The sequence below is a fragment of the Paenibacillus marchantiophytorum genome (genome assembly GCF_014640555.1).
In the GTDB taxonomy this organism is placed as follows: Bacteria; Bacillota; Bacilli; order Paenibacillales; family NBRC-103111; genus Paenibacillus_E; species Paenibacillus_E marchantiophytorum.
Window position 1 is genome coordinate 1 of sequence record NZ_BMHE01000068.1, and the last position, 21,997, is coordinate 21,997.

22 protein-coding genes, 1 tRNA gene and 1 pseudogene are annotated in these 21,997 nt (G+C 48.6%); 17 read left to right on the forward strand and 7 right to left on the reverse strand.

From position 1 onward, the window contains the following. Positions 1-328 precede the first annotated feature (328 nt). The 10 genes and pseudogenes from IEY34_RS38210 to IEY34_RS33240 all read left to right on the forward strand — a co-directional run. Positions 329-620: pseudogene (locus tag IEY34_RS38210) on the forward strand (transposase zinc-binding domain-containing protein); the annotation flags it as partial. Between the two features lie 792 nt (positions 621-1,412). Next, positions 1,413-1,784, forward strand: a complete 372-nt coding sequence (locus IEY34_RS33200; RefSeq protein WP_189020131.1) for a YhjD family protein — start codon at positions 1,413-1,415, stop codon at positions 1,782-1,784. Further along, positions 1,781-3,049 (forward strand): DNA polymerase IV, encoded by a 1,269-nt coding sequence (locus IEY34_RS33205; RefSeq protein ID WP_189020133.1) that lies wholly within the window; start codon positions 1,781-1,783, stop codon positions 3,047-3,049. Before IEY34_RS33200 ends, IEY34_RS33205 begins: the two co-directional genes overlap by 4 nt. After that, positions 3,046-3,555 (forward strand): YhjD family protein, encoded by a 510-nt coding sequence (locus tag IEY34_RS33210; RefSeq protein ID WP_189020135.1) that lies wholly within the window; start codon positions 3,046-3,048, stop codon positions 3,553-3,555. The genes IEY34_RS33205 and IEY34_RS33210 overlap by 4 nt, the downstream gene beginning before the upstream one ends. Before the next feature lie 126 nt (positions 3,556-3,681). Beyond that, positions 3,682-4,110, forward strand: a complete 429-nt coding sequence (locus IEY34_RS33215) for a MarR family winged helix-turn-helix transcriptional regulator (protein ID WP_189020137.1) — start codon at positions 3,682-3,684, stop codon at positions 4,108-4,110. 383 nt (positions 4,111-4,493) lie between these two features. Continuing rightward, positions 4,494-5,174, forward strand: a complete 681-nt coding sequence (locus IEY34_RS33220) for an SOS response-associated peptidase (protein ID WP_189020138.1) — start codon at positions 4,494-4,496, stop codon at positions 5,172-5,174. 38 nt (positions 5,175-5,212) lie between these two features. Continuing rightward, the gene (locus IEY34_RS33225; protein WP_189020140.1) at positions 5,213-6,358 is read left to right on the forward strand and encodes a metallophosphoesterase; all 1,146 of its coding nucleotides are present in this window, start codon (positions 5,213-5,215) and stop codon (positions 6,356-6,358) included. Positions 6,359-6,380: 22 nt separating this feature from the next. Further along, the gene (locus IEY34_RS33230) at positions 6,381-6,935 is read left to right on the forward strand and encodes a hypothetical protein (protein ID WP_189020142.1); all 555 of its coding nucleotides are present in this window, start codon (positions 6,381-6,383) and stop codon (positions 6,933-6,935) included. Positions 6,936-7,031: 96 nt separating this feature from the next. Then, positions 7,032-8,084, forward strand: coding sequence for a CobW family GTP-binding protein (locus IEY34_RS33235; protein WP_189020144.1), 1,053 nt, complete (start codon positions 7,032-7,034; stop codon positions 8,082-8,084). Between the two features lie 760 nt (positions 8,085-8,844). Continuing rightward, positions 8,845-10,044, forward strand: a complete 1,200-nt coding sequence (locus tag IEY34_RS33240; RefSeq protein ID WP_189020146.1) for an MFS transporter — start codon at positions 8,845-8,847, stop codon at positions 10,042-10,044. A 53-nt stretch (positions 10,045-10,097) separates the two neighbouring features. Here IEY34_RS33240 and IEY34_RS33245 read toward each other — a convergent pair whose 3' ends face one another. Next, positions 10,098-11,090: a TIGR03943 family putative permease subunit gene (locus IEY34_RS33245; protein ID WP_189020148.1), complete on the reverse strand. Its 993-nt coding sequence runs from the start codon at positions 11,088-11,090 to the stop codon at positions 10,098-10,100. Between the two features lie 30 nt (positions 11,091-11,120). Next, positions 11,121-12,047 (reverse strand): permease, encoded by a 927-nt coding sequence (locus IEY34_RS33250; protein ID WP_189020149.1) that lies wholly within the window; start codon positions 12,045-12,047, stop codon positions 11,121-11,123. 120 nt (positions 12,048-12,167) lie between these two features. Here IEY34_RS33250 and IEY34_RS33255 point away from each other — a divergent pair, with 120 nt between their 5' ends. Further along, on the forward strand, positions 12,168-12,626 hold the full coding sequence (locus tag IEY34_RS33255; RefSeq protein ID WP_189020151.1) for a Fur family transcriptional regulator: 459 nt from the start codon (positions 12,168-12,170) through the stop codon (positions 12,624-12,626). A gap of 172 nt (positions 12,627-12,798) precedes the next feature. Continuing rightward, positions 12,799-13,806, forward strand: coding sequence for an HD-GYP domain-containing protein (locus IEY34_RS33260; RefSeq protein ID WP_189020153.1), 1,008 nt, complete (start codon positions 12,799-12,801; stop codon positions 13,804-13,806). 52 nt (positions 13,807-13,858) lie between these two features. On the opposite strand, the gene IEY34_RS33265 is transcribed toward IEY34_RS33260, so the two are convergent. Further along, a complete protein-coding gene (locus IEY34_RS33265) occupies positions 13,859-14,875 on the reverse strand; it encodes a CobW family GTP-binding protein (protein WP_229757961.1) in 1,017 nt (338 codons plus the stop codon). 417 nt (positions 14,876-15,292) lie between these two features. Between IEY34_RS33265 and abc-f the strand changes: the two genes are divergently transcribed. Further along, entirely contained in the window at positions 15,293-17,134 is a 1,842-nt protein-coding gene (gene abc-f, locus IEY34_RS33270; protein ID WP_189020157.1) for a ribosomal protection-like ABC-F family protein, read from the forward strand. 37 nt (positions 17,135-17,171) lie between these two features. On the opposite strand, the gene IEY34_RS33275 is transcribed toward abc-f, so the two are convergent. Continuing rightward, positions 17,172-18,203: a polysaccharide deacetylase family protein gene (locus IEY34_RS33275; RefSeq protein ID WP_189020158.1), complete on the reverse strand. Its 1,032-nt coding sequence runs from the start codon at positions 18,201-18,203 to the stop codon at positions 17,172-17,174. A gap of 219 nt (positions 18,204-18,422) precedes the next feature. On the opposite strand from IEY34_RS33275, the gene IEY34_RS33280 reads away from it, so the two are divergent. Beyond that, the gene (locus IEY34_RS33280; RefSeq protein WP_189020160.1) at positions 18,423-19,466 is read left to right on the forward strand and encodes a WD40/YVTN/BNR-like repeat-containing protein; all 1,044 of its coding nucleotides are present in this window, start codon (positions 18,423-18,425) and stop codon (positions 19,464-19,466) included. Between the two features lie 3 nt (positions 19,467-19,469). Here IEY34_RS33280 and IEY34_RS33285 read toward each other — a convergent pair whose 3' ends face one another. Continuing rightward, on the reverse strand, positions 19,470-19,967 hold the full coding sequence (locus tag IEY34_RS33285) for a GNAT family N-acetyltransferase (protein ID WP_229757962.1): 498 nt from the start codon (positions 19,965-19,967) through the stop codon (positions 19,470-19,472). Positions 19,968-20,143: 176 nt separating this feature from the next. On the opposite strand from IEY34_RS33285, the gene IEY34_RS33290 reads away from it, so the two are divergent. Continuing rightward, positions 20,144-20,428: a hypothetical protein gene (locus IEY34_RS33290; protein ID WP_189020162.1), complete on the forward strand. Its 285-nt coding sequence runs from the start codon at positions 20,144-20,146 to the stop codon at positions 20,426-20,428. An 81-nt stretch (positions 20,429-20,509) separates the two neighbouring features. On the opposite strand, the gene IEY34_RS33295 is transcribed toward IEY34_RS33290, so the two are convergent. Further along, on the reverse strand, positions 20,510-20,680 hold the full coding sequence (locus IEY34_RS33295; RefSeq protein WP_189020164.1) for a hypothetical protein: 171 nt from the start codon (positions 20,678-20,680) through the stop codon (positions 20,510-20,512). 120 nt (positions 20,681-20,800) lie between these two features. Beyond that, positions 20,801-21,277 carry a DUF5680 domain-containing protein gene (locus IEY34_RS33300; RefSeq protein WP_189020165.1) on the reverse strand — a complete coding sequence of 159 codons (477 nt, stop codon included), beginning with the start codon at positions 21,275-21,277 and terminating at the stop codon, positions 20,801-20,803. 163 nt (positions 21,278-21,440) lie between these two features. Between IEY34_RS33300 and IEY34_RS33305 the strand changes: the two genes are divergently transcribed. Both IEY34_RS33305 and IEY34_RS33310 read left to right on the forward strand, forming a co-directional pair. Beyond that, complete coding sequence (locus tag IEY34_RS33305) at positions 21,441-21,758, forward strand: hypothetical protein (protein ID WP_189020167.1); 318 nt, start codon at positions 21,441-21,443, stop codon at positions 21,756-21,758. Positions 21,759-21,819: 61 nt separating this feature from the next. Then, positions 21,820-21,891 (forward strand) — tRNA-Lys (locus tag IEY34_RS33310). Positions 21,892-21,997 lie beyond the last annotated feature (106 nt).

Here is a 21,997-nt window from a genome sequence, read left to right on the forward strand (position 1 = left end):
CACAGTAATTCCAGATTAACGGGTATTATTGCTGAGCACTCTGGATTAAAGAAACTCGTTGGATAGGAAAGTACCGTAAAGCGGAAGAAAGAAGAACATCGGAAAGCCGGATGAGGGAAAACCTCACGTCCGGTTTGATGCAGGGGGAGCTGAAAAAGTAAAAAGAGAGCCTTCGCCCTCCAATGAAATTTCAGTTTTCTACTCTACTAAGAATTTATATGTTTTGGGGTGAGCGAAGCTTGCCCCTTATTTAGAATAATAGAAAGTATAAGTTTATTTAGTGGATTTAGGGGATTCTACCTTTTTAGTTTTTTGGTACATTTAGAATATGAAACAGGACATCCTACACCGAATTTTCTTTGATGAGAATCGCTACTAGGAAGCCAATAAAAGCAAGGATGGCAAAAAGATAAGTCCCGAAGTGCTGAAAGAAATCCGAAAATTTCGAGATTGTGGAAACCCCAAAAAAGGGTTTAAGCTGCTCGCATGTGAAGGGTGCCATGATCTTAAGGTGGTGCTCTTTTCGGTGCAAGGGGCGTTTCTGCACGACGTGTTCATGCGGAGGAACGGAAGAGTGGAGCCGTGTCTTGTCTGAGGACGTATGTCAAGTCAACCATCGACGAAGGTCTAAGAGACATGCTTTTGGGTTGGGGTGAGTGAAGCTTGCCCAGAATGTAAATGTTGGAGATTGACGCCAGTCTCCAGGCTTGGGTTGTAGGCGGCCCAACACGTTGGAGTGGTTCGATGCGGTGCGATGAGAAGAAAAGAGAAGAGTTGTAATGAGATGCGATGATACGAGACGAGATGCGGTGCGATGAGAACAAGGTAGCTGTGAACGTACTTATGTGTTCGAATTGCTGCTGGTTTGGAGGTATAAACAAGCTATTTGGCAGAATGAGATCCTCTAGCTTTGTAATCGCGCGGAGATAAGGGAACGTCAAGCCGCGATTGTAGGAAAATGTGTCATGATAGAGATCCAGAGGGAACTACAGTGCGCTATAATTCCAAAAACCGCCATATTCCACGCCAGAGGGAACTACGATCCGCTATTGCACCATTTCCTGGTTGGAATCAGCAGGTTCCGCTTAAATAGCGGATCTCAGTTTCCTTTCATGCTACGTTTACCCCATTTCCCGCCATTTAGCGGATCATAGTTCCTTTTCACACGACGCTCTCTGTCATTTCAAAGCCCAAAGGGAATAGGATCCGCTAGATTGCTGAAAACCGTTATGAAGATGCTCATCTCTCAGGGCGGCGACGCCGTTTTTCTTACTGCAATGTCAATTATGCATGCTAAGTCAAGCCTTAAAATGACAGTATTTTATTTCCATTTAAAATTGCTTGCATAACGAATACATGTTCGGTATATAATAAGTAACACGAATATATGTTCGCGTATGGTGGTGAGGATAATGAAGGTCAGTTCAAGAATTGAGACAGAAGAGGATGTTCAAATTATCAAGGAGTATACGCTGTTACCCATTTTACTCGATATGCTGGCAAGGGATATGGAGGAGCTCAAGATTTACAAGGATAAAATCGTGTATAATCATGTGCTCTTCTATCTGAGAGAGGTTGAGAATGCCATTTACCCGCAATTGCAGCAGCTCAAAAGCAGCATGAAGCAAAGAGATATTAAAGTTATTCAGACTGAAATGAATGCCTTGGGGATTCATGTTGAATACAAGGTCCGCGGTTACATTCACCATTTCACCATGCTTCGCAGTTTAGTCAAGGCAGAGCTTATGACCACGCTTATGAATATGCGAGGGGGATTACGGTGAGCAAAGGAAAGGAACGCACTATATTTTTGGCGGATTGCGAAAGTTTCTATGCGAGCGTTGAGAAAGCGGATCATCCGGGCTTCAAGGACAAACCCGTTGCGGTTGCAGGCGATCCAGCCTTACGCTCCGGCATCATTCTGGCTGCCTGCCCCATTGCCAAACAGTACGGTGTTTCGACCGCAGAGCGACTGGGTGAGGCGCTTAAGAAGTGCCCGGAGCTGGTCGTGATGCGCCCGCGTATGCAGCATTATATTGATATTTCTCTTATGATTACCAAGATCTACGAAGAATTTACCGATCTGGTTGAGGTTTTTAGTATTGATGAACAGTTTCTTGACATCACGGCCAGTTTGCCGCTCTTCGGAGATCCGTTAACTATTGCGGAAGCCATCCAGCGCAAAGTGCTTCGGCAAACGGGCGTGAGGGTCCGAATCGGGATTAGCTCCAATAAAATTCTGGCGAAGATTGCGACCGATATTTGGGCAAAAAAGAATCCGAGCGGCGTCTATACGCTGCACCAGTCCAAGCTTGCAGAAACCTTATGGGAACAGCCAGTCAATAAGATGTTTGGCGTCGGCTCGCGGATGACAGCGCATTTCGCCAAGCTCGGGATGTACACCGTTGGTGATGTGGCCCAAACGCCGCTGCCGCAGCTCAAGAACAAATTCCGTGCCCGCTTCGGGAAGCAGTCCGATATTCACGCTGAAGTGATGTGGCGAACGGCTAATGGCTTGGATGACAGCCCGGTGACGCCGACGACTTTTGACACGGCTCCGAAGTCTATCGGTCATATGATGACACTGCCAAGGGATTATGAGGAGTCTTCAGAAGTGAATACGATACTGCTTGAGCTTACGGAGGAGGTTTGTCGTGATTGCCGCCGCAAGGGGTACATGGCTTCGATTGTGACCGTGAGCTGTATGTGCAGCCCGTTCGATGCACCAACCGGCTTTTCGCGTCAAATGAAGATGCCTGATCCGACGAATCATACCCGTACTGTTTTCGAAGCGGTTAAGCAGCTTTTCTATAAATTCTGGGATACAATGCCTGTTCGCCGCGCCGGTGTTATGTTGAGCCAATTTGTCGAAGATCACACGTATCAGCTGACCCTTTTTGAGGATCAGATCAAGGAGCGAGCATTGGAAAAGGTGACGGACAGCATCAAGGATCGCTATGGCAACGCAGCGATTGTGCGTGCTTCCTCCATGACGACAGCCGGTCAAGCACAGACCCGCGCGCTGAAAATTGGGGGGCATTATAAATGAGCAAAAAGCTAGAAAAGAACGGCCTCTGGGAATCCAGCCGCATGATGCTGCCGCAGCACAGGGAGGCATTACAGAACCAACGCAGCAATCAGCCTGCTCCGAGCAATCGGCCCACGGCGGAAGATATTGGCGTGATGCGTGACTATGTGCTGCTGCCGCTGATGCACGGGATGATTAAGCGCAAAGCAGGCGATATCGAAAAATCCACCGAAACGTTGCGTACGCTCTATGCTCGCGCGGCTCACGCGCTTGCGGCGCAGATTCTGGCTGATCTCACCGAAACGAAAACCAAGATGATGCAGCGGAGCATTCAGCTATTCGAGGAGCACAAGGATGACCGGGCGATTCACTACCGTTACATTTGCCGGGGGCATGAGGATACGTTGGTGATTGCCAAAGACTACATGCGCGCGGAGATCAGCGTCCGAACGGCCCGCTATATTGAACAATTTGTTGCCCTTGTGAACAACGCGCGGAAGATCGATGAACGGCAGATTAGATCATAGAGTCCCACAGCAGCCCGATAGAGAATCCTCTGTCGGGTAATTTATCCAATTGCCAGCATGTTCATAAGCGAGGGGATCGTATATAATGAAGATATAACTTGAGAGTGGTTTAAAAGGGAGAACACGATGAATGCTACACTACACGGATCTATTGGCTTTTGGTTAAAAAAGAACTTTCGGAACGCTTGCAACTATTTGGACCAGCGACTTGAAGAGCAAGGGGTCACCAACTCACAATTAGGAGTTCTTATTATTCTATGGGAACAAGAGGGACTCACCCAAAAAGAGATGGTTCACATTCTGGGCATTCAACCGGCTTCCATGACTTTCCTGCTTCGTGGTTTGGAACAAAAAGGAATGATTCGTCGTTTGCAAGACAAGGTAGATACGCGCATTAATCGCATTTATGTGACAGACAACGGCCTGTCGATTAAGCAGGCTTGTTTGGCCATTGTCGAAGAAGGCGAGCAGATGATTCGCCAAGGATTTTCAGATCAGGAAATTGCTTTAATGCTGCATTGGATGAGGCGCGTAGATACTAATTTTCAAGATTAGGTCATTGGTTGAATGTAAGTTTTTTTGGGCGTATAGTTAGATGTCTAATAAAAAAGGAGCTAAGCGGCTTGTACATGCTCAGCTCCTTTGTTTTTGGCGTCCACCGCCGAACCTCCGGGCGGCCCTGCCTCGCGCAATCAATCTGTCATTCTGCCGAGCCGCGGTATAATCAAGCTGCCATTCTAATGAACTGTTGGATGCTTATACACGAGAAAATGGCTTGTTTGGAAATGACCCATTTTGATCAAATAAAGGTTATTGAGTTCGTAAGGGGGCTTGCTCCAGGCTATGATAGTTGGGGACAGCCCCTGTACGAATTGACGGGAGTACATCTTTTTCACATAATGGAGAGAGAGTATGGAGGCAAAGGAAGGGTGTGCGGAATGTGTGGACGTTACACGATCACTGTGACATTAGAGGAGCTAATGCTTCGTTATGATACTTATTACCAGTATCCGGCTAGATACAGCCCCAAGTACAATGTAGCCCCGGGACAGCAAGTGATGGCCATCGTCCATGACGGGGAGAAGAATAAGCTCGGCGAGCTGCGCTGGGGGCTTATTCCGGAGTGGGCGAAGGATGAGAAGATCGGCTATCAAATGCTCAATGCCAGGAGCGAAACGCTCGCCGAGAAGCCTGCCTTCCGCAAGCCGTTTGAGCGCAAGCGGTGTCTGATTCCGGCGGATTCCTTCTACGACTGGAAGGGAACAGGCAAGCATAAGCAGCCTATGCGGATCATGCTGCGGAGTCAAGAGATTTTCAGCATGGCGGGGCTGTATGACACATGGACATCTTCGGATGGGACACGCCTATCCACTTGCACCGTTATTACGACGGAGTCGAATGAGATGATGTCCGAGATTCATGATCGCATGCCCGTTATTTTACCGCGAGAGCTGGAGTCTGCTTGGTTGGATCGCAATGTCACGAGCCCCGATAAGCTGCGTCCGCTGCTGAGGCCATATCCATCGGACCCAATGATGGCGTACCCCGTATCCACACGCGTAGGCAACGTCCGCAACGATGATGAATTATGTATAGAGCCATTAAGCCTGCTGCTGTAGAAGCAGGATGGGAAGAACAGAATGGGAGAGTTTACGACATGAAAATGCGCACGATCATCAGCATTTTAATGGTGCTGGCAATTATTTTTGGTTTGAACGGTTATATCGGTTGGCATGCGAAGGTGTTTTTGGCTGACCAGCTGGGTTCTTGGTTTCATTCCGGGGTGTATTGGATTGTTTTCTGGCTTGTCGCCTTGTCCTACCTGCTGGCATGGGTGGGCTCGCGTGTGCTGCCTGGGGGCGTGTCCAGAGTATTGAAAATAGTCGGATCCTATTGGTTTGCTATGATGCAATTCGGATTTCTGCTGCTGCCTTTGACCGATCTGGCTATCGGCGTGCTCCATCTGGCCTCGGTTTCATCAGAAACGTACATACCTATTCTCGGATGGATTGATGTAGCCATTGTTCTATTCTTGCTGTTTCGCGGTTCCTACAATGCACGTACCCCTGTGATCCGGAAATATGACGTCACCATTGCCAAAAAAGCCGGAGACTGGGATCAACTGCGCATCGCCGTAGCGTCTGATATTCATCTGGGCTCCATCGTTGGAAACCGTCATTTGCGCAAGCTGGTTGCGCAGGTGAATGAGATGAAGCCGGATTTAATCCTTTTACCAGGGGATGTCATCGACGATGATATTAAGCCTTTTATCCGTTATGATATGGGAACAACCATGCGGCAACTGCAAGCCCCGCTGGGCATTTACGCCGTGCTTGGCAACCACGAGTACATTGGCGGACATATTCCGGCCTTCGTGGAACAAATGCAGAAGATCGGCATTCACGTGCTCATGGACGAAACAGTCCATCTCCTGGATCGTTTGTACATCGTAGGCCGTAAGGACAAGGCCGCGGAACGTACAGCCGAAGGTCGGAAAGCACTCGCTGCTTTGCTGGAGGGAGCCGATCACGAACAACCGATTATCGTGCTGGATCACCAGCCGTACCACTTGGATAAAGCGGCTGACGCCGGAGCTGATGTGATGCTGTCCGGTCACACGCATAGAGGCCAAATGGCACCGAATCATCTGATTACAGGCAGACTCTTTGAACTGGACTGGGGCTATCTGCGAAAAGGAAACCTCCACGCGATCGTTTCTTCAGGCTTCGGCACATGGGGACCTCCGATTCGACTGGGCAGTCGTTCTGAGATTATTGAGTTAACGGTTCATTTTAAAAAGTAACGAGAGTAGAGGGATTACATCGATGCAAGAGATGGATAAAAAGCAGATCACACCGACAGAGTTAGCTGCCGCGATGATGCAGTTTACGATGAGAAGCATAGAAAACAGTTGGGATACACTGAAACCGGTCGCAGCCGCTTATTTGGAGGATGCTATTGTAACGGAAGCCAAAGAAGATGAGCTCTTGAGAGAAATTTACATAGCTGCGCTAGCGCTTGAAATTTATTGCATTCCGTACGCCTTTGACGTAGAGACAGCCAATTTGGTCAGCTTGGGGATGGGGGAAATCATGGCTTCCCATGCGTTAGCCGAGCACCAACTTTCGGAATCGCTCCGCGAAATTTACCTTCCGCGCCTAGATGCCGTTAATCAAACGGCTCCCGAGGATCTGGCGTTAGCACTTGCCGAAGAAGCGGCACGTATCCTCTACGATCGCTTAGCGCTTCCGCTCAAGCCATCCGATCCTGCCACTAGCCTGCTATGGGTTAAATTGTTTCCTTTTCTTGTGCAGCTTATTGGCAAATGGCCGATTCTTTCGGCAAAATTCGAGATTCAGGTTGACCCTCTCTTGACTTAAAGGTAATAATTACGAATAATAGAAGTGTAAGGCTTACTATTCCTATTGTGTGATAGCGCCATAGACGATGCTAGCTAGGTGGAGGTACGAACAAGGATGTCACAAAAAAGAGTTGCCGTCTATATCTTATCCGGATTCCTGGGCAGTGGTAAAACAACGCTGTTAACCAAGGCGATCGATTATTTTACAGAAGCAGGCCGCAAGCCTGCGGTCATCATGAACGAAATTGGGGAGGTTAACCTCGATGGGCAGTTGGTGGCCAGTGAAGTGCCGATGTCCGAACTGCTTGGTGGCTGTATATGCTGCTCGAGTCGAGGCGATTTGGGGTTGGCGCTGAAAGATTTAGTTACGGATGAGCAGCCTAATCTCATCTTCATTGAGTCGACCGGGATCGCGAATCCAATGGAAATTATTGATGAAGTAACCGATGCTTCGCTGCTTCTTCCGGTGGAGCTTAAAGCGGTTATCACGGTCGTAGATGCTCCGCAGCTCTTAGAGTTAAGCCGGACAAGCCGTGGCAAAACGTACAGGCTGATGCAGGAGCAAATCCGCTGTGCGAATTTACTGCTGCTGAACAAAACCGATTTGCTTCAAACAGAAGCCTTGCAGGAAGTAGACGCACTTGTGCGGGATTGGAATTCGTATGCCTCTGTTCATTACACGGTATTCAGCCAGATTGACATGACCCTTATTGAAAACTTAGACGCCGAGGACGAGCGGCAGCCGTCTGCGGTTGGCGGGCATGAAGAGGCTCATCAGGAGCATGAGCATGGGCACGATGCCGACGACGAGCACCATCCTGGGCATGGTCGCGAGGAACATCATGAGCACCATCATTCTCACAGTCATGTTATGGCTTATACGCACTTTTTTGAACAGGCGGTGGACAGCCATGCCTTCGAGGAGTTTGTGAGCAAGCTCCCACAGGAGGTGTACCGCGCCAAGGGGATTCTTAGTTTCTCCGACACGTCGAGCCGTTTCTTGTTCCAATATGCGTACAGGGAAATGGATTTTGTGAAAATCACCCCCAAAGGCGTAGTGCCGGACGTGGCGGTGTTCATTGGAGAGAATTTCTCCAAAGATGTGGTCCGCACGGCGCTGCTGAAACTAGAAGCGGAGACTACGGTCAACGCGGTGTCCGCAGAATAACCAAGAGAATAACCAAGAGAATAACAAGGGAAAGAATCCAAGCTTCGTGTTTGGGTTCTTTTTTTTGCATCTATCGTGACATACCTTGCAGCGGATGTGGTTGAACTGGAGAACTGCACTGTGTACAATATGCACCCCAACTAGCTAGTTATTGCAACTTGAGTGGTAGAGGAGGAGGAGAGAGGGTCGCTGTGTGCGGCAAGTAAGAAGTGAGTGGAGTAGCTGCGGGTTAGATGGTGATGTCATTGGATTAATCCACTGAAATCTTCTATTGCTTGATTGAAAACCTAATTTCATTGGATATTTACAATGTAAATCCCAAAATTGGCCTTTTGAGGGCCATTTCAAACGAAACTACTGGAAAAATCCAGTGTAAGGTTGATTTCGATGTCCGAAATGCGGATATCATTGGATTTATCCAATGATAAGTCCTGCTTCCGGAAGGAACTCGCCTGTTTCTCGAAGGAAACTCGCTTACTCCTCAAATGCTTGCTCATGTGCCTAAGTATGTGGCAGTAAAGACTAGCTAGTTATTGCAACTTGAGTGGTAGAGGAGGAGAGTGAGTCGCTGTGTGCGGCAAGTAAGAAGTGAGTGGAGTAGCCGCGGGTAAGATGCCATGTATTGAAAAAATCTATTAGACAATAAGAAGAGGCGAATGGTAAATTTAGGCTTATATTCACTTAACCAATAGGAATAGTCATGATAAGAAGGTGGCTCGAGTGAAGTGAAGCATTCAATCGGAAGAAAGGCTGTGGCAGCATGGAGCTTTACTGGAAACGCAACCTCTATATGCTGTGGCTGGGTTTGTTTTTTAACCATATGGCCTATACGCTTTCGGTGCCGTTTTTCCCTATTTTTTTGCAAAATGATCTGGGCTTGCGAAGCGGGTTGGAGCTTTGGGCTGGGATATCGATTTCGATCAGCTTTTTGATCAGCGGATTGTGTGCGCCTTTCTGGGGCTCGCTTGCTGATATTTATGGCCGCAAGCCTATGCTGATTCGCTCTGGCGTTGGATTAGCGTTAGCGCATTTTGCTAACTTTTTTGTGTATGATCTTTTTTCATTCCTACTTGTGCGGATTTTCCAGGGGGTTATGGCGGGCTTTAGCCCAGCTTCCATTGCGCTTGTAGGAACGAATACGCCAGAGAAGCATGTCGGCTATGCGCTCGGCGTAATCTCCACATCAACGGCTGCGGGAGGCATCATTGGTCCTCTTGTCGGGGGCGTGCTCAGTCAGTGGATGGGTCTGCGGGAATGTTTCATCGCATCAGGCGTCATTACGCTGATATCGGCTTTGATTGTCCTCGTTGGCGTGAAAGAGGTGCACGAGCGACAGGTTGGGGTCCGTTCCAGCGTCATTCAGGACCTCAAGCATGCTGCCGGAAATCCACAACTGATGCGATTGTTCGGGTTAACTTTGCTCATCTCGACCTCGGTCTTGATTCTCGAACCTTTGCTGACTCTCTATGTGGTGCAAATTGGGGGAAGTCTGGACAAGGCCTCGCTTAGTTCGGGCATTGTTTTCTCGGCAGTGGGCGTAGCGACGGTGATCATGGGGCCTAGATGGGGCATTATCGGTGGTCGAATCGGCTATGAGAAAATCCTGTTTGTGGGGCTGATCGGCGGCGCGATTGGCAACTTATTGCAGCTCGGTGTCCACAATCTGATCGGCTTTGGTATTCTGCGCTTCAGTTACGGGCTGTTTTTCGCAGCGGTGTATCCAGCTTTGAACGCTCTGATCGTGAAACATGTAGCATCCGATTTCCGCGGGAGGGCGGTCAGCTTGAACCAATCCGCCAGCCAGTTCGGGATTGTCGCTGGCCCGTTGCTTGGGGGGATTCTAGGCGGTTGGATAGGCATTCAGTTCGTATTTCTGATAACCGGCACTGCGCTGTTAGGCGCAGCATTGGCGATGAAGATTAAGAGCTCTAAGCAAGCCCAGCGGAAGTTGGCCGGATAACGGGAGATACCAAAAAAACGTTAAGGAATTCTAGCTTCCTTAACGTTTTTTGGTTATTCCTTGAGTTCCTTGAGCGGTTCGAAATTCGGATACACATAGGGGGATTCGGGCTTTTCGATTTTAGCAATCTGAGTTGCCTGAATCGTGAAAATGTCGTTGCCGTTATAGCTGCCATTCTGGATGGTGCCGGTTACTTTCACCCACATATCCTTGGGGTAGTTTTGGGCTGTGGGAAATTCGATCATGACTCCATACGGAGTAGCATCGGCGGAACAGCAGCTAACCGCAAAGCGCCCGACAACGAATTGGCTGTTGGTCATATTTTCTTCCCGATAAACGAAACCTGTCAGTTCAATTTTTTTACCGATAAAATTGTTTTTGAACAGATCGATGGAGGAGAGAATTTCCATATAAATTTCCGGCTTAACGACGATCGTGTCTTTTTTATAAAGGATCATACCGATTTTGGAGAAGTCTTCATCCCATTCGTTGTCCGCATGAAATAAAGCCTTCAGCTCAGCTTCGGAGGTTGCCTGGGAAGTTGCACCGGTGGTCAAAGTAGTCTCAGAGCTTGCCAGCGGAGCCGCAGGGGCATTCGATGGAGTTGGCTGTGAAACAGCAAGCTCTTTGGAGGCATCCGCGCTTTTGGCGAGGCTGGATTTGGCAGCCGAAAGATTCATCCCTTTGGCAGCGACCATGGCGCTGCTTAGCGCTGTGTCAGGCAGCAAGAAGCCGGCCAAGAGCGGCAAAACGAGCAAGCCGTAAGCAACTGTGTTGCGTATCGCTGAGCGAGAAGCGGGCTGCTCGCAGTCACAGGCGACGGGTTTTCCCCAATAAGCGCGCAGGGCCATGTAGCCTTGAAAGCAGGCGATGATGTAAAGGGCCACGGAGGCCACTTTGACATAAATCATCATACGCGGTGCGATGTAATATTGCAGGGCGTCGCTCTTGGTCAGGATGACGATGTAGCTGGAAAACCCAAGTAAGATCAGTGTGCGGAAAAAATAATGATAGCTCATAGCGCGAGCAGTTCGAATAGTGTTCATATCCATTTCCTCCTCGTAGATAGGATGACCCTATATAAAACGTTCCAAAAGCAGCGAACAAGCCAGCACGGTTACAGCGATTAGCGCAGAGAGCGCAAGTACGAATTTGGATTTGAAAACGGAGAGCAGCATGAGCGTGCTTTTGAAATCAAGCATAGGTCCGAATACCAGGAACGTTAGCAGTGAGCCGGAAGTGAATGAGGTTTGGAAAGAGGAGGCGACGAACGCGTCCGATGTCGAGCAAAGCGACAGGATGTAGGCGAAACCCATCATGAACAAATGGGAACTGAGCGGGCCTTGACCGATAGCCAGCAAACTTTCGCGCTGCATAAAAATTTGAATCAGTGCGGTGAGCAAAGAGCCGAATACGAGATATTTGCCCATTTCAAAAAATTCATCGGAGGCATGGGCGAAAAAAGTCGTCATTTTGCCTGAAAAGCCGCTGCCTGAATGCTGATGCCCTTCCACAGCGTCCCCTCCGGAGAAATGAGCTCGGCTGATGCGCAGCGGGCTGCTTGTAATAAACCGATATAAAATCAATCCAATGATGACAGCTACGGCGAAAGCAAGTCCCATACGGGAGTAGGCGATGGCCGGGTGATTGCGGAAAGCCATGAAGGTGGCGGCGAACACGATAGGGTTAATGATGGGCCCGGTGATAATGAACACGACGGCAATATATACGGGCATTCCTTTGAGAATCAATCTGCGAACCACAGGAATCATCCCGCATTCGCACATGGGGAACAGGATGCCTAAGAGGCATGCGAACACGATGCCAAGCAGCGGATTCTTAGGGATGAAGCGGCGAATGGTTTGCTCGGATACGAACGTCTGAAGCAGGGAAGAGAGGATGACGCCTAGTAGGATGAACGGAATAGCTTCCAGTAAAATGCTGATGAACATCGTTTTAAAAGCTTGAATGCGTTCTATTGTGAGCAGAGATACTGTAGGCATTAGCGTATGACTCCTTCGTAATCATTAGGACAATTTTCTAGAGCGTGCAGGTTCATCTACTTGACGTAATAGGTCTATTTGCTGCACTATGTTAATAGAACATTTTACGATAGAGGGGTAATGCACGTGGGCACTCATAAGCATACGATCGACGAGATGCTAAGAGCCATGGCTCAGAAAGGCTGGCGTATTACAGAACAGCGCAGGAGCTTGGCAACGTTGTTTGCGGAATCAGGAAGTTATTTATCGCCGAAAGACGTTTATGAATACATGAAAGTGAAATACCCAGGCGTCAGCTTTGATACGGTCTATCGCAATCTGCGCTTGTTAAGCGAGATGGGCGTTTTGGAACAATTTCATTTGACCGATGGTTTGAAATTCAAAGCAAGCTGTCTGTCGCACCATCACCATCATATGATCTGCGTCAGCTGTGAGAAGACGGTGACATTCGAATTCTGCCCGATGAAGCTTGTGGAGGATTTACCCGAAAGTTTTGAAATTCAAAGCCATCGCTTTGAGATATTCGGTTATTGTTCGGATTGTAAATCGGCTGCGCCCTCGACGTTGGTTGAGCATTAGAAACCGTGGAACTTAGTTCCATGGTTTTTTTAATTTTAAAAAGAGATTGCTATGGAAATTGTCAGAAAAGTAATTGTCAAATTTTGTTGAAAATTGTATATTGTAAATAGTAAATAAACGTTTACAATGAACATGATAAGTAAAAAATTACATAATCATAGGAGTTTTGCAGATGAGCAGCTACATAGGGAGAAAGGTTAAACAAGATGTAGTTAATTCTGTCGGCCTAGTCCTAATTCCCGCTAAAGCAATTATCGGAAATGAAGAACTTGAGCTTATTCGGATGCATCGCGTCGATATGTCCATGATTATGTGGGAGACGCCAGTCAAAACCGTGACGGAATCCTGTGAAATGCGTATGCAGATGACCGTCAAGCAAGCCAAACAATTATTTCAATCGATTCAGGCGGATCGTAAAGTTCCCGTCCATCAATTCCGTGAAGAAGTGATTCCAGCGATACAGCAAATGGCGGATCACCCGAATATTTTCGAATTATTTGAAACGGTTCGGGCCAAGGATGATTATACCCATGAGCATAATATCGGTGTGGGTGTCCTTTCAACATTAATCGGCAAATGGATGAATCTGAGCAGCACTGAGCTGGCGACCCTCAGTTTGGCGGCAACGCTGCATGATGTCGGCAAGGTGAAGATCCCGATTGAAATCCTCAACAAGCCTGGAAAGCTAACGAAAGAAGAGTACGCGATGATTAAGCAGCACACCATATTCGGGTACGAGTTGCTGCGAGATACGGTTGGTGTCGGACATCGTGTCGCATCCGTTGCGATTCAGCATCATGAACGCGAAGATGGCAGAGGATATCCCTTCGGGCTAAAAAAGGATCAAATTGATATCTTCAGTAAAGTAGTCGCGATAGCAGATATCTTTCACGCGATGTCTTCCAAACGGCCTTATCATGAACCAATGCCATTTTATGAAATTATTAAGCAAATGCGAGAAGGCACGTTCGGTGAATTCGAACCCGAAATCATCTCTGTCTTCTTAACGAATATCACGGCGCACTTGATCGGTAACGATGTGCTGCTATCCGATGGTCGCCGCGGAGAGGTCGTCTACATCAACCCCCACGACATCGGGAGTCCGCTTATTAAGGTGGGAAGCGATTTTGTAGATTTGAGCAAGGAAAGAAATATTCAAATTCAATCGATTTTTGCTTGATCCATCGAAAGCAGCCGGCAGATGAACTTTGCGGACTGCTTTTTTGTTTATTTTAAACAAGAGGTCCCGCGAGCCGCTGTTTCCAATCCGCAATAAGCACGTCAGCATCAAGATCCAGGCCAATGAGAACCAGATAAGACGTGCCTGAAAAAGACGAGGACTGCCAGTTTATACGTTTGCCGGCAAATTGCATGAGGGAAGGCTCCATTTGAGAACCGATGCGTAAATACCCTTTGGCCCTAAGTAAAGACGAGCCCCATTTGGCTAAATAACGTTCCACGATGCTCTGTGTGAGGGGAAACCCTTCTTCAATAGGCAGCGTAACTGTATGTATGCGAGAATAAGAGACAGCAGGAGACGGGGCGGAATTGGGCTGCTGAACGGCTTTTACGGCTTGAATCTGGAACTTGTTGTTGAAAGAAAGAGCCTGCGAAGGCACTTGCTTCTGTGGCAGCAGGGAACCGAATACAAGTGCCAAATCAAAGTGGCTATGTGTCGTTGGCAGCAGCAAAGAGCGGTCATTGTATTTGCGGATCGTTTTCTCGATGGCAGCTAATTTTTTGGCAGAAACGAAGTCGATTTTGTTCAAAAGCAGGAGATCGGCTACTTCGATCTGTCTGCGCAGCGTGTGGACCAGTTCCCTGTCGGCAGCAAAAATGCTGTTATAGTCCAGCACGTTCTCCGCGTCAAGCAGGGTAATGACCTGATGAAGCTTTACATAAGGCAGCAAAGCAGGCTCAGTCAGCGCATCGACGATTTCTTCCGGATTGGCAACACCGGTTAATTCAATAAGAATGACGCTCGGTTTGCGCAAGAGCAGTTGTTTGACAGCGCTGCTGATATCACTCTTTTTGCTGCAGCAGATGCAGCCATCGAGCAGTTTAGTCATAGGTAAATCAGGTGAAGCTGCTTGCAGCAGATGGCCGTCCACATCCTGCTTGCCCAGCTCATTCATCAGAACAGCCGGTGTGAGCTGGAAGGAGTCAGCTTCTTGAAGCATGCGTAGGAGCAAGGTGGTTTTGCCGCTGCCTAGAAATCCGCTCAACACGATAACGGGGACTTTGCTCAAAAGGAGGACTCCTTTATTCATCTATTATAAGTAATTATTACGAATTAAATTGTAGTATAAAAAACGCAATGCCGCAAGACTCAAATCATATTAAGTTAGTAAAGAGGAACATCATTATAATTGTTCTTTCCCTTGCGCGCCGTTGCCAATGTGGTAAAATACGGGTATCTTGAAGAATTCGGAGGTACCTTTAGACCGATGAAATATGTAGCCTAACTTAAACTGCTATAACGAAATATTCGTTGTAAGGCAGACTCTACGTTTGTGCAGGTAGAGCGAGTGGGATACGTATGTCTAAAGGGGCTGACTCCTTCAAGGGGCTTTTCTTGGCATACCGGTTTCATAACTTGTTCTTCCTGACCGTGGGCTCCTGCCTGTGGTCTTTTTGTATTTGAACGAAAAAGGAGGAACAAGTCGATGACTTTACTTATAAAAGCAAAGCAATTGAAAAAAGAATTTGGTGGAAACATCCTGTTTGAACAGGTGGACTTCGAGGTGCATGAAGGAGATAAGATTGCTATTTATGGACGTAATGGCCTAGGCAAGACGACACTTCTGCACATCCTGGCAGGCACGCTGGAGCCTGAGCAAGGCCGTGTTGAACGGCGGCTGCCGATGGAGGAGTGGGGATGGATGGGACAGCTGACAGAAACAGATGAGACCTTTTCCACATATGCCTATGTGGAAAGAGGCTGCCCAGAGCACTATGGTGCCAAGGCTCGCTTGCGAGAACTGGAGCTGCAGATGCAGGATGAAGCTTGCAGTGAGAGTTTGCTCGCCGAGTATCAGGAGGCGGCAGAGCGCTATCTGGCACTCGACGGCTATCACTGGGAAACCCAGGTGGAGCGGAAGCTGCTGCAGCTTGGGCTGGGCAGCGAGCTGTGGCATCTGCCGCTCGCTCAGCTGAGCGGCGGGCAGAAGACGCGCGCGCAGTTAGCGCGGCTGATGGTTCTGGGGCCTCGGCTGCTGCTGCTCGACGAGCCGACCAATCACCTCGACGCCGCGTCGCTCGAATGGCTCGAAGCGTGGCTTCGCGCCTATCCGGGCACCGTCGTCTTCGTCTCGCACGATCGCCATTTCATGGATCGTGTGGCGACGAGCCTGGTCGAGCTGACGCCGACCGGCAGCCGCACCTACCGCGGCGGGTACTCGGCGTACAGCCGCCAGAAAGAGCTCGAGCTGCGTACGCAGGAGCAGCTCTACCGCAAGCAGCAGCTTCTGCGGGAGCAGTTGGAGGAGAGCATTCGCACGTTTCGGCAATGGTTCCACCAGGGCGAGAGCAGCGCCCGGAAAGCGGAGGTGCCGATACAGCGCGTGTACTTCCAAGCCCGCGCGGGCACGCACATCTCGCGGATGAACGCGAAGATGAAGGAGCTGCAGCGCCTGGAAGCGAACCGGGTCGAGAAGCCGCGTGAAGCGGCGCGGCTGAAGGTGCAGCTTGGCGCGAGCGAGTTCGCGTCACGCTCGCTCGTGCGCCTGGAGCGGGTCGCGTTCGGCTATGGCGATCGCGAGCTGTTCGCCGAGCTGAGTCTCAGCGTCGATCGCGGCGACCGGTTGGCGGTGCTCGGCCCCAACGGCGCAGGCAAAACGACGCTGCTCAAGCTGCTCATCGGCCAGCTGCAGCCCACTGCCGGCACGGTACGACAGCACCCGCAGGCGTCGATCGGCTACTTCTCGCAGGAGCTCGAGCATCTCGACGACGGCATGACGCTGTTGGATAGTCTGCTGTCGCTGCCTGCCATGACACAGACGGAAGCGCGCACGATTCTGGGATGCTTCCTATTCTCCGGCGATGCGGTGCGCAAGCGAATCGGGGATCTAAGCTTGGGCGAGCGCTGCCGGCTCGCCTTCCTCAAGCTTTACTTCAGCGGTGCTAACTTGCTGGTGCTGGATGAGCCGACGAATTATTTGGATATTGATTCGCGGGAACGAATTGAGCAGGCGCTCCTGAGCTATCCCGGCGCTATGATTATCGTCTCGCACGATCGATTCTTCATTCGGAAGCTGGCTGGAAAGCTGCTGGTGCTGAGCGCAGAGCATGCGCCCATTGCTTTCGAAGGCACGTATGATGCGTATGTGGAAGCGAGCCAGATGAACGAAAGCTCGCCAGAGCAGCTGGCGAGAGCGAACGAGCGCCGCCAGCTGGAGCTCACGCTGGCCCAACTCATGAGCGAAGGGGCATGGACGCCTGAGAACGCCACGGAACAACTGCAAATGATCAGAGACATTAAGTCGCGGCTCGCGGAGCTGCACAATTAAAAAAAGCCGGAGCGCACCTTTGTTGGCGCACTTCGGCTTATTTGCTTTTGGTGACGTGAAGCAGCTCAGGTACGGTTACAAAGGTGTAGCCGGCTGCTTTTAGTTTAATGATCAAAGGTTCGAGCGCTTGGACCGTTCCTGAAAGGTCTTGGCTGTCAGCGCCTCCGGAATGCTGCAGGATAATGGATCCCGGCTTCGTCTGCTGCATAATATTGCTCAGCACCTGATCCGAGCTCAGCGATTTCCAGTCAAGCGAATCGACATTCCAGTTCACGATTAAATAATGGTGATCGGCGACCCATCTAACCTGTTCTTCATTAATCGCCCCGTAAGGCGGGCGAATCAGCTTGGGCGCATAGCCGATCAAGCCTTGCAGAACACTCTCTGTACTCATGATCTGATTCTGGAATTTGTCCACGGTCAGCTTAGGCAGATTAGCGTGGCTGTAGGAGTGATTACCAATAACGTGGCCTTCGTTGACCATTCGCCTGATCACATCAGGATGCGAGCTTGCCTTAACGCCAAGCACGAAGAAAGTGGCTTTGACGTGGTTCGCCTTCAGCGTATCGAGAACCTTGGGCGTGAATCGGGTGTCAGGTCCATCATCGAAAGTGAGCGCTACTTTCTTTTCCTGCGAAGAGCCGCGCAGCTTGAATGTATCCGGATACTTCACGGCCAACTGGGAGAGTGTAAGCTTTTTCTGCGAAATTCGGACATGGCCTTGATTTTTCTGCACAGCAACAGAGGGTTTCTTGGAAACCTCAGGTTGCGTGGCCTTTTTTTGGCTTGTTTTGGGTGTTGGACTAGGAATGGCTACTGTTGGCGTAGTTTGGGGCTGTGCAGTTGCTTTGGGCGCCTCTGAAGGCGCCTGCGTAGGCTTTATGCTGGGACTAGCCAAAGGCGTACTATCAATCCTGCTGCTGTCGACGCTGGGCTCATCTGCAAGCGCTACTTCATCCACATGAGAATTTTGTGCTGATCGCTGATCGTGATAAGGCTTGTTATTGGACACACCGCAGCCCGCTGTCAACAGGCAAACGATGGCGACGGGCCAAACCCATTTGGTCATGGCAATCCCCTCCGAGCGTTATGACTATGCTTTAGGTTTTGTTAGGATGAGGTATCCTATCCAGTGAAAATAAAGGAAGTCATAACCGGCTAAGGTTGTAAACCAATCGCTATTCGCACTGGGAGGAAGGCGCGGACATGAACTATTTAGGAACATAGAGCGTCATTACATATACCTAAGCTAAGCAGAAGAAGGTGCCCAAAGGAAGGGAGTGAGGCTATGTTAGCCCTGATGAACAACAAAATTTTTGTGCTTTTCATCATATTGCTGCTGTGCGCTGGTTGTTTGTATGAGAAAACCTCAACAACGGCTCCTAACCTGCGAACTCCGCTGCAAGCTAATTTCGGCGCTATGTTAACCATTGGGGAACCCATTCGTGTTGATGCACAGAGTGATCCTCCGCAGCTAATTCCTAGCAGAGCACTTACGTTCATTGATGAGCTTCGGGGATACGGACTAGCTGACAATGGCAAGGAACTGCAACTTATCCAAACCAGTGATGGGGGAGTCACTTGGCAAGCTAAAAATAAAATCACCAATCAGGCTGCGCCTAGCGCAATCTCCTTTCTGGATACTGAAACAGGCTGGTTGTTTGCAAAAGATCGGGGAACTAACAAGTCAGAACTGCGGCTAACTTCAGATGGCGGACAATCCTGGGAGGTTATTGCACAGAACCTGCCGGGACTTGAAGGCACCCAAGGGACGCCTTATTTTCAGTTTTTTGATCGGCAAAAGGGGCTGCTAGCTGCTCAGAGTTATACAGATTTACAGCTGTTGCGCACACAGGATGGCGGCTTAACCTGGTCGGTCTCCAACCGAATTCCGCTGCCTGCCAAAGCAGCTGGCGCCTTTACATTCCAGTCGCAGACAACAGGTTGGTTCATTGGACCTGGATCTGGCAAGAGAGAGAAAGATAGTTTGACACTTTACCAAATGAAGGATGGGGGAACGTGGCTTGAAACAAGCAGATTGCCGAATTCGGCAGGTAATCCCGTGGCGATTGCCTTTGCCGATGCCCAGCATGGCTATATTCTGCTAAAAACGAGGACGCAGAGTACGGAGCAGGAGATCAGATGGCAGTGGCTCCGAACCGTGGACGGAGGAAAGACGTGGAGTCAGCATGCGTTTCCCAGTACCTTTCAGCCGCTGGAAGCGAGCGTGCAAATGAATTTTGCGACTGCGACTAGTGGCTGGTTGAGGGATACCAAAGATATTTGGCGTACAACAGATGAGGGGCTAAACTGGAGTCTAGTGACACCTTAAACCTTAACTGATGATCTTTTGATAAGTGACTATATCCAAGAATTTCCCCCATTTGAAGCCAACTTCGCGGAAATGTGCACACTGTGCATAGCCATTTTTCATAAATGAACGAATACTAGGCGCATTATCCGAGCAGATGGTAGAAATTAGAGAATGGAAGCCGCGCTCTTTGGCGACTGCTTCAATATGTTGGATAGCAGCGGAACCGACACCTCGTCCAACGCAATCCGGGTGCAAATAAATGGTGATTTCCGCCGTCGTATCATAAGCTTGCTTTTTCTTGTGCGGCATGATTTGCACATATCCTTGCAGGATGCCGCCTAACCAAATCACATCCGTTTGGTACCGCGGGTTCTGGTGGATAACACTTGCTGTAAATTCCGAAATATCCACGGGCTCTGTGTGAAAAGAAACAGTCGTATGCACGACAAAATGGTTGTAAATATCCATTAATAAGGGAATATCGGATTCTTCTAAAGGTTTAAACCAAAGCGTAGACATGGGCAGTACTCCTTCTGACTGAATTTCGGCGTCATGTTTCTTACTAAACATAGATTCCACAACGGAAGCTAAACTCCTTTTTCAAATAGACAACAGCCCATATTCCATGTATCTTAGATATAATGTCTTATATACAATAGAAAATAAACGGATACATCGGAAATAGGGGGAATTACATGTCGGGCAATTTAAACTACATTCTCGTGATTATTATCGGCGTCATCGTTCTTGCAGGTCTAACCTACATGAATCTTCGTAAAATTAGCAAATCGACCGCGGACCTGACCCAGCTCAAAAAAAGAACACTGCTATGGAGCGAAATATCGCTGGCGCTGTTCGTTCTCCAATTATTTTTCCGGGATCGTCAAGGCGGATTTCTCTTGTTTTTTGGGATCCTCACCTTGTTTACAGGAGCGCATTATCTAGGCGTTTTGTATTATTCGAAAAAAAGAGGCAAATAAAGCAAAGAGGCTCCTGCGTAGATAACCTACTGTAGAGAAGCCTCTTTTTTATGGTATTGATGTTGTTTAGCGACGTTAGCGTTATTCGTTCCAGCTTGTTGGCTGTGTCTTCGTTGGGGTTTTCAGCTTCTGATACCATTTCTTCTTTTTCTTCTGTTCCATCAACGTTCTTAATTGCAGCATCACCAGTTTAGCCCTGTCTTCATCAGCATACTTGTCACGCATCTGTTCAAAAATTGTGTGATCTTGCATAGCATTACCTTCTTTTCTAACGGTTAGATGAGATTGTTGAGAATGTATGTTCGTGAGACTAGTATAACACAAGAAACAGGCTGGATGGAACAAACCATTTGCAAAAAAATGTTTCTACTATTAAAGAATCATCCCGCCGCTGTATCTTAATTCATACATTTTCGCATCGTTGGCTTGAATACTTTCATAGCCAGTGAAGCGTTCAAAAGTTCCGCTAACTTCATTTTGATACCAATAAGCATTGGCTTGGAATGATTGTGGACCGCGATAAGGAGACTCTCCATTAACTGCCCTTAAAGCATCCCGCAGAAAAGAATACAGGTGGACCGTAGTTTCGCGGGAAGCATTGGGCGCAGTGATGCCGCCGGAGTAAACCATCGACCAGATAGGCCGATCTTTGTATTCAATCATTTCTTGGCCGGCGAAGAAAGAGAAGCCGAAGTAGATATCCCGATATAAATAGTCGCCGGAACGAATTTCTAATTGTTTGGAACCATTGAGAAAAGAACGAACGACAGCCTCGTCGCCATGTGAAGCGTAGGTTTGTTTCTTGGCTTTTATAAGAAAATCAGTTAAAGCTTCAAATTCGATGGACATGTGGACCCCTTCTATAAAACAGGATAAGAACGTATGATCTGTTTTATATTCTAACGGACGCAGCGGATATTGGCAATCAAGAAGTTTAGAGGACTTTATAGCATTGTGAAGAATAAGTATATAGGAAAATATAGGAAAACTATTCATCAAGGAGGTTGCTCAAATGAGTTTTATCTTTCTCGTTATCATTGCGATCGTAATTTTCAGTATCGTGGGTGCCTTGAAGAACAACGGCAAGCGAACAGGCACTTCCAACCATCGCCATCAGGATAGCTCGAGTTTCTTCCTAAATGATACGGTGGATGATAACAATCGAAGTCACCATCATCACCAGCACAATCATCATCATGGCCAACATTCAGGCGGTCATCATCATGATCATCACCATCATGACACTTCTTCGAGCAGTAGCGGGAGCAGTAGCAGTATCGGGAGCGATAGCGGAGGTGGTAGTGGCGGCGGCGGTGGTGGCGGAGATTAAAAAGAATAAAGGATTGACCCAAGATAGGATCATATGGTATTATTAACGAACTGTGAAGCACAGGTTCGTAGCTCAATGGCAGAGCAACCGGCTCTTAACCGGTAGGTTGTGGGTTCGACCCCCACCGAGCCTATAAAAAAATCCTCACTTGCCTTTTTGGCAGGTGGGGATTTTTATGTATATATAAGAATTTATATGTTTTGGGGTGAGCGAAGCTTACCCAGAATTTAAATGTTGGA